This is a genomic window from Pseudomonas sp. SJZ080 (assembly GCF_007828295.1).
Lineage (GTDB): Bacteria > Pseudomonadota > Gammaproteobacteria > Pseudomonadales > Pseudomonadaceae > Aquipseudomonas > Aquipseudomonas migulae_A.
This window is the reverse complement of sequence record NZ_VIUK01000035.1, coordinates 44,391-51,630: the sequence shown is the minus strand read 5'-3', so window position 1 is coordinate 51,630 and position 7,240 is coordinate 44,391. Positions and strand designations below refer to the sequence as shown.

Genomic DNA, 7,240 nt, shown 5'->3' with positions numbered 1-7,240 from the left:
ACGTCACAGTTTCAACAATCAGCTGTCACCGGTAGAGTTTGAAAAGCGTTACGCAGCGAGCCTGGAGAGTGTCTAGAAAACCCGGGGCGATTCAGAACATCCTGACCTTGGAATCATGGGCTGACCTATTGCGGTTTCGAGCTCGTTGACGATCCCAAAGAATCTGCTCATCCAGCGATGTCTTAAATCTCCGAATCATCTGATTGGTCAGTGCATCGCTAGGTAAAGGTTTTCCATGCGGTATTCTCAAATCAAATCTGAAAGCGAATACGCGAGAATAATCAACCAACGCGTATTGCATGGTTTGATAAAGCTTTTCCAAGTACTGCTCAACAAATGGACCGGCATCCACCATGAGGGGGTAACCATCATAGGTGTAGTCGTACCAATAGCGAAGGTTCGTGTTTCCGGGGATACGTTTAGGATTAAATGAAACGCTCATTACAGTATGTCCTGTTGAAGTAGGCTCATACGGAATGCGGATTAGTATTATTTAACCATTAACGTTGCTGGATACTTGCCAGAATACTGGCTGGATATATTGAAACCTAAGAGATGAAAGCGTAGTACCTATTACCCGAGTATCACATCTTCAGTATTCATAGGGAATCGAGAGCAAAAGCCCCCGCAAACACGGGAATTTTTGCCAATTTATTTAATAAATTTACTCCAGGAAATTATCACTACCGTTTTTGAATTAGCGGTGTTTGTTGTGACCAAAGTTGACGCCATTTCGGCGCTCGACAATCGTTGAAAGTAAGGGGCCGGCGAACACACCTTCCGAACTCCAGCATTAAGGACGATGGTGTCCGCGTATTTTTAAGCGGACGCGATAGCCCTTAACGTCAGGATTTCCATGCGCCAACGAAGCTCTTACCCGAAACTGTTCAAGGCTCAGATTGTTCAGGAATGCCTGCAACCAGGTGCGACCCTATCTGGCGTTGCCATCAGCCACGGCATCAACGCCAACGTTATTCGAAAGTGGATGCCGCTCTTCCGGGGATCAGCCGCCAGCGGCGCTGCCGGCTTTTGTTCCATTGAGAGCCACGCCAAAACGGCAGGCTGAAACGTCGGCGATCATTGAGCTGCCGCTTGGCGAGCAATCGATCACGGTGAAATGGCCGACCTCCGATCCTGAAGGATGCGCCCGCTTTGTCCGTGGGCTTACCCAGTGATCCGCATCGATGCCATCTGGCTCGCCACCGAGCCGATGGACATGCGCGCAGGCACCGAGACCGCATTAGCCAAGGTGATCGCGGTGTTCGGTGCGGCGAAGCCGCACTGCGCCTATCTGTTCGCCAATCGTCGCGCCACTCGCATGAAAGTGCTGGTGCATGACGGGTTTGGCATCTGGCTGGCTGCGCGCAGGTTGAATCAAGGCAAATTTCACTGGCCAGGTATTCGCCATGGTTCTGATCTCGAGTTGGATGCCGAGCAACTTCAGGCCCTAGTGCTGGGTCTGCCATGGCAACGTGTCGGAGCTGGCGGCGCGATCACACTGATTTAACGGTTGCCATTAGCCTATCGGTCTATCGCCGCGAACTGCCCGCTCTGGCAAAATCCACGGCATGATTTCTTCGCCCAATCTCGACCAAATGTCCCCTGACCAACTGCGTGCCTTGGCAGCGCAGTTGCTGTCGCAAGTCGACACCATGGGCAAGAAGATCCACCGCGACCAAACAGTTATCGAGAAGCTGACCCACGAGATCGCGCAGCTCAAGCGCTTGAAGTTTGCCAAGCGCAGCGAGCAGATGAATCCTGAGCAGGCCAGCTTGCTCGATGACCTGATCGATACCGATATCGCGGCGATCGAGGCTGAGCTTCAAGCCTTGCAAACAGCGCCAACGCCGACCGAGAAAAAGCAAAAACCCAAGCGCACCGCCTTGCCGGCAGATTTTCCACGCACGTTGATCCATCACGAACCGGACAACACTCACTGCCCATGTGGCTGCGCACTCAAGCGTATCGGTGAGGACGTCAGCGAGAAGCTGGACTACACGCCCGGCGTGTTTACCGTCGAGCGCCATGTTCGTGGCAAATGGGTCTGTGATGACTGTGAAACTCTGATCCAGGCGCCGGTTCCGGCGCAGGTCATCGACAAGGGCATCCCGACCGCCGGTTTGCTGGCCCACGTCATGATCGCCAAGTTTGCTGACCACCTGCCGCTTTACCGCCAGGAGTCGATTTTCGGTCGAGCTGGTTTGGCAATTCCACGCTCAACCTTGGCCCAATGGGTTGGTGTTACTGGCGTGCAGTTGCAGCCTCTGGTCGATGCACTGCGCGATGTGGTGCTCGGTCAGCAGGTAATTCATGCCGATGAAACGCCGGTACAGATGCTCGTTCCGGGTTCAAAGAAAACCCATCGCTCTTATGTTTGGGCCTATGCCACCGGCCAGTTCTGCGAAACAGCGGCGGTCATTTATGACTTCAGCCCCAGCCGCGCCGGTGAGCATGCTCGCAACTTCCTGCAAGACTGGAAGGGCAAGCTAGTCTGTGATGATTTCGGTGGCTACAAGGCCAGCTTCGAACTCGGCGTGACCGAGATCGGCTGCATGGCTCACGCGCGGCGCAAGTTCTTCGAACTGCACGCCACCAACAAGAGCATGCTCGCCGAGCAGGCCCTGCGCTACATCCAACTGCTGTACGAAATCGAACGTGAAATCCACCATTTGGAGCCGGATTTACGCCGCCGAATACGGCAAGAAAAAGCCGTGCCGGTGATGGATATGCTGCATGCTTGGATGATCGCCCAGCGTGATTGCGTGCCCGAAGGTTCGGCTATCAGCAGAGCACTGGATTACAGCCTGAAACGCTGGGCAGCTCTGTCGCGCTACCTCAAGGACGGGGCCGTACCCATTGATAATAATTGGTGCGAGAACCAGATCCGGCCATGGGCTCTTGGACGCAAGAATTGGCTCTTCGCAGGGTCGCTACGCAGAGGTAAACGGGCGGCGGCGATCATGAGCTTGATCCAGTCTGCGCGGCTCAACGGGCATGATCCGTATGCCTATCTGAAGGACATTCTCACGCGCCTGCCAACGCAGCGGGCGAGTGATATTGACGAACTGCTGCCTCATAAGTGGACGCCTGTTTAACTGCGCAAGGTTTGCATGCCTTCACTAGCCGCATATTTTCATGCGGCCATAACGCCGATCATGAGCCAGGAGGCTTACAACACCAACGCATAAAACCGCGTATCAACCACCATCAAAGGAAAACCGGCTGGCAGATCCTGCTGTTCTATCAGCTCGAAGCCGTGCTTTTCATAGAAGCGATGGGCAGCTAGAAACCTCTCCGTGGTACCTAAATAAATCCGCTTTACGCCACGCGCTTTCGAGGCTTCAATCAGGAGTTCAAGCATCTGCTTGGCCACACCAAATTCCCGCCCTCGCCAAGGCGCTGCAACGAACATCTTGCGTAAAGCGACTTCGCCATTGCCAATGTCCTTCAGACCAATCGTTCCGATCACTGCACCCTGTCTCCGGGCTACCCAAAAGTCACCGGTGCCGGTCTGGTAGAACGACTGGATTTGCATCAAGTCTGGCTGATCCTCAGCTGAAATCGCAATTCCGAACTCCTCACGTTGGATAGGCACGATCAAAGCCATTACACCTTTCTCGTCGCCTGGCGCATACCGATCAATGCTGATGTCATTCATGGTCATAGCTCTCCAGTGTTCGATCAAAGCCCTAACAATGCCCGTTCCGTTATGTTTTGGCAAGAAGCGCGATAATCAGCTGCTGCTGAGCCTTGAATAAGCGTCCAGTCAACACCTTTCGAACCTCGGCACTAAGGGCGATGGCTCAGGAAGGCGTGTTTCCCGGACGGTTACGAAAAGCTGACGGCGCGGGTCAATGCTCCACACGTTTTGCCTGAACTTAGCCACTCGATAGAAGCATTGCCATCAAGCTGAGCAATGTACAGGTTCATTGCTGCATTCGACACATCGCGCATCCAAGTCGCTCTCGATTCAAGGAGCCTTCTTGCTTGACTTCGGCAGTAGCTTCGTTGCCTTCAACAACAGCGTCTCCGCTTCTTCGATCGCAGAATCTGCGCCTTCCGCCCAGGTTCAGTCTGACTCCTCACGAACGTTGTCTGTGCTGGATGTGTACTGGCTTTGAGTTGGATCAGTCTTGCGTCGGCAAATGGGTCAGTTTTCAATCAGCGCCGACAGCATTAACATTCGAAAGCTGCTTTATCGCTCCGATTTGTACTAGTCGATCAGGTACAGGTGGGGCGGCGACTTGGCCAGCAGCGAGCTTGCTGGGCTGTCGATTTTCAGGATCGTCAATTCCATGTGCCGCTTTGGCCAAGGCAAACAGATGGTCCTTATCTGCCTGAGTTAGCGTTCGACTAGCGTAAAGTCGAGCAATTGCGTCCTGCTGCCAGGCCGGCAGGTTTTGGGACCACGAATAGATTTCTTGAATGATCGACACCCGAACCTCCTTGTACCTGCTTTAACGGTGCCCGAGTGTTGCTCGTTAATCTGATTAGATCAACCGCTGAGACCGGAGCCCTACGACGCCTGGATTGCATAGGCGTCGCAGAAAGCATTCAATACCTAGGTAGGGTGACCCGACGAATTCCCCTTACGAACCGTCTCGATGGGGGGACAAATGGGGGGACAAAATCTCAAAAACCAGAAAAACCCAGTAAAATAAGGCCATATCTAAACAATAACGCCGCCCACAAGCCGGCTTTTTAATGCCTGTCGAAAAGTTTCCTTACGAGTGTCAGCGGTGCTGATGGTAGAACGCAAAATGTGCAAGAGGTGCTTGCACAAGTATTTCGTTCGCAGCCTCACGGATAACTAAACCCCTTAACCAACGTCAACTCCCCCACCGCCCGCATCGGCACCAGAAAAGTCTCCATTTTCTCGTTCGGCGTCCCTTCCTCCGTAATCACCGTCACCTGCCCCGTCGTCAGTGGTTGAACCGCGTCCTCTTGCCCGTCCTCATCACTCCGATAGCCGCCCCCGAAGTAGTTCACGTATACGAGGTACTGCCCTTTGATCGGCGCGGGCATGGCGAAAATCTCCGGGCCGTACCCCGTCGTGACGTCCACATCTAAAGCAGCACCATTGGCGACTGCGCGTTCGCCATACCAGACGTGCGCGCCATCGGGCGTGATGAGGTGCAAGTCCAGATCCGTACCGTCGCTGTCCCAGGCCAGCAACACCCGCAACTTGGCCGGTGTCGCACCACCGCGGGTGTTGAGGAATTGCGTGCGATGGCGCTGCTGACCATCGGGGCTGCGGACTTCGACGCTGTTGCTGCCGTTGGGAAACGAGAACGGTCGATCGAAGCGGCCAGCGGGATCGATTTTCAGCGGCATGCTGACGCCGTTGACGATCAATCGGCCCGGTTCAGTGGACTTGGGGGTGGCTTTGATCTGGCCGGTGATGCGTGCGGTGTTGGCCTGTCCTGCCGGCGTGTTCACCGAGGAAGCCGGGTAGTTGACGGTCTGGCGGAAGTTTTCGCCTTCGCCTTCGACCGCACCGGTGCGCCAGCCGCCGACGGGGGTGTCGGGTTTGACGGCGCTTTCAGCCGCAGAAACCGTCGGCAACACGCAAACAGAACAAAGGAACAGGAAGACCTGTGGATAACGGAGTTTCATGGCCTATTCCAGCAAGAGGTGGCGGGCGAGCCCTTCAATGTAGGTTTCATCCTGGCCGTTTGGGTGTGCTTCGAAGGCCAGGTGCAGGTATTCGTGGGTAAGGTCGAGGCGATCTTGCAGCGACAGCACGCCGCGCACGTAGATGCGCTGACGCTCGCGGTCGACGTACGGGCGGCCGAAGGCCAGACGGCAGACGGCGAACGTGTTGACTTCGTTGTAGCCGACCTCGCTTTCCAACCGCGCACGCCAGCCGCGGCGCTGGGTTTGCAACCAGTCTTGCGCGGCGGGCAGGGGTTCGCAGGAGGCGACCGGGTTGTCCCAGCGGCTGAGGCTCGCGCGCGGATAGGCGTGCAGCAGGATGGCGTCGTAGCGTTGGCCGGCGCTGGCCTGTTCGACGGCGTGCTGCCAGGAGAGTTTGTCCGGGCCAGGCTGGTCGGAGTGGTAGGTGACGGTGCTGCCGGCGAGGACGAGGTCGCTGGTCCACGCGGCGATGTTGCGTGATTCGGCGGTGGCCGGGCGTGGCGCGACGCGTTGGCGGCTGCTGCTGTCGTCGATGCTCAGGCAGTCGCCGTTGCGGGTGGCGTTTTGCAGCAGATAGGTTCTTATCGCGATGGCCAGGGCTTTGGCAGCTTCGGCGGGTTCAGGTTTGGCTTCGCGTTGCAGGACGCGGGCGACGTACTCTTCTCGGTCCAGGCGTGCGACCAGTTTGTCGCCCACCAAAAACAGCTCACCGTCGCTGTGGATATCCAGTTGATTGCCATTGGTGAATTCGACGCGAAAGTCGCCCTGCAGCGGCCCGGAAGTAACAGCCCGATCCCCCGCCAAAACGCGTCCGATCGGATAACGAGAAAACAACCCGACCTCGACGCAACGCCCCGCATCCACAGGCCAATCCACCGGCAACACCGAAGCCAACGCCTGACCGTAATTGCGCAGAACCATTTGACTGGTCCCCCGCCCACCGGCCCAGACCGGCGTGCCATCCACTGTCCAGCCGGCAAACCCACCCTGACGCGACGACGGATCCTGATCACCCAACCAGCTCCAGGTTTTCACCCGCAACCGGCCACCGAGTTCGCCTACGACATTGCCGTCGGCCGCATTCAGCACCACGTCCAGCAACACCCGCCGCGCCTGATCCTGCGCGGGCATTACGGCAAGCATTCGCAGCAACTCCACCACCGAAACCCGCGTGGATGGCTGCAACGAAGGCAAATCCAGCAACCACTCCGGCGCCTGCCGTGCCTGCCAATACGTGCGCCAATCAGCACCGGAAATACTCAATCGCGCAGGCTCAAAATACAAACCGCAGGACTTCACCAACGCCTGATCACGCTCAATCTTGCCGCCCGCGGTGCAGCAATAAACGTCTTCTTTCGACTGCCCGCGACATTCATACGCCGGCTCTCGGGCACCGGTGTCCACCAGCCAGCCGTAGACAAACAACTTCCACACACTGCCCAACGGTGTCTGCAAGGCGTCAGGCAACGGCTCGCGAGAAATCACCTGGGTCCGGCTCAGCGACAGCAATTCACCCTTGAAGCCCAGCCGCAACGGCTCGTCCTGCGCTGTCGCCAGCGCAGGGATCAAACACAGCAGCCACCAAACCAAACGTCGGGTCATG

The 7,240-nt window shown here is 56.6% G+C and carries 8 protein-coding genes; 3 read left to right on the top strand and 5 right to left on the bottom strand.

Annotated features, from left to right (window positions below):
- Positions 1 to 91 precede the first annotated feature (91 nt).
- Complete coding sequence (locus FBY04_RS29665) at positions 92 to 442, bottom strand: inovirus-type Gp2 protein (RefSeq protein WP_145318949.1); 351 nt, start codon at positions 440 to 442, stop codon at positions 92 to 94.
- Positions 443 to 856: 414 nt separating this feature from the next.
- Here FBY04_RS29665 and FBY04_RS29660 point away from each other — a divergent pair, with 414 nt between their 5' ends.
- From FBY04_RS29660 to FBY04_RS29650, 3 genes are all read left to right on the top strand, one after another.
- A complete protein-coding gene (locus FBY04_RS29660; RefSeq protein WP_144929826.1) occupies positions 857 to 1,066 on the top strand; it encodes a transposase in 210 nt (69 codons plus the stop codon).
- Positions 1,067 to 1,171: 105 nt separating this feature from the next.
- On the top strand, positions 1,172 to 1,507 hold the full coding sequence (gene tnpB, locus FBY04_RS32920; RefSeq protein ID WP_178112095.1) for an IS66 family insertion sequence element accessory protein TnpB: 336 nt from the start codon (positions 1,172 to 1,174) through the stop codon (positions 1,505 to 1,507).
- Between the two features lie 61 nt (positions 1,508 to 1,568).
- Positions 1,569 to 3,095, top strand: coding sequence for an IS66 family transposase (locus FBY04_RS29650; RefSeq protein ID WP_145318946.1), 1,527 nt, complete (start codon positions 1,569 to 1,571; stop codon positions 3,093 to 3,095).
- Between the two features lie 74 nt (positions 3,096 to 3,169).
- Here the strand turns inward: FBY04_RS29650 and FBY04_RS29645 are convergent, their stop codons facing one another.
- From FBY04_RS29645 to FBY04_RS29630, 4 genes are all read right to left on the bottom strand, one after another.
- Positions 3,170 to 3,664: a GNAT family N-acetyltransferase gene (locus FBY04_RS29645; RefSeq protein ID WP_144929823.1), complete on the bottom strand. Its 495-nt coding sequence runs from the start codon at positions 3,662 to 3,664 to the stop codon at positions 3,170 to 3,172.
- Between the two features lie 493 nt (positions 3,665 to 4,157).
- Positions 4,158 to 4,436, bottom strand: a complete 279-nt coding sequence (locus FBY04_RS29640) for a hypothetical protein (RefSeq protein WP_145318943.1) — start codon at positions 4,434 to 4,436, stop codon at positions 4,158 to 4,160.
- 364 nt (positions 4,437 to 4,800) lie between these two features.
- Positions 4,801 to 5,616 carry a YfaP family protein gene (locus FBY04_RS29635; protein ID WP_145318940.1) on the bottom strand — a complete coding sequence of 272 codons (816 nt, stop codon included), beginning with the start codon at positions 5,614 to 5,616 and terminating at the stop codon, positions 4,801 to 4,803.
- A 3-nt stretch (positions 5,617 to 5,619) separates the two neighbouring features.
- A complete protein-coding gene (locus tag FBY04_RS29630) occupies positions 5,620 to 7,239 on the bottom strand; it encodes a DUF2300 domain-containing protein (protein WP_145318938.1) in 1,620 nt (539 codons plus the stop codon).
- Between the last annotated feature and the right edge of the window lies 1 nt (position 7,240).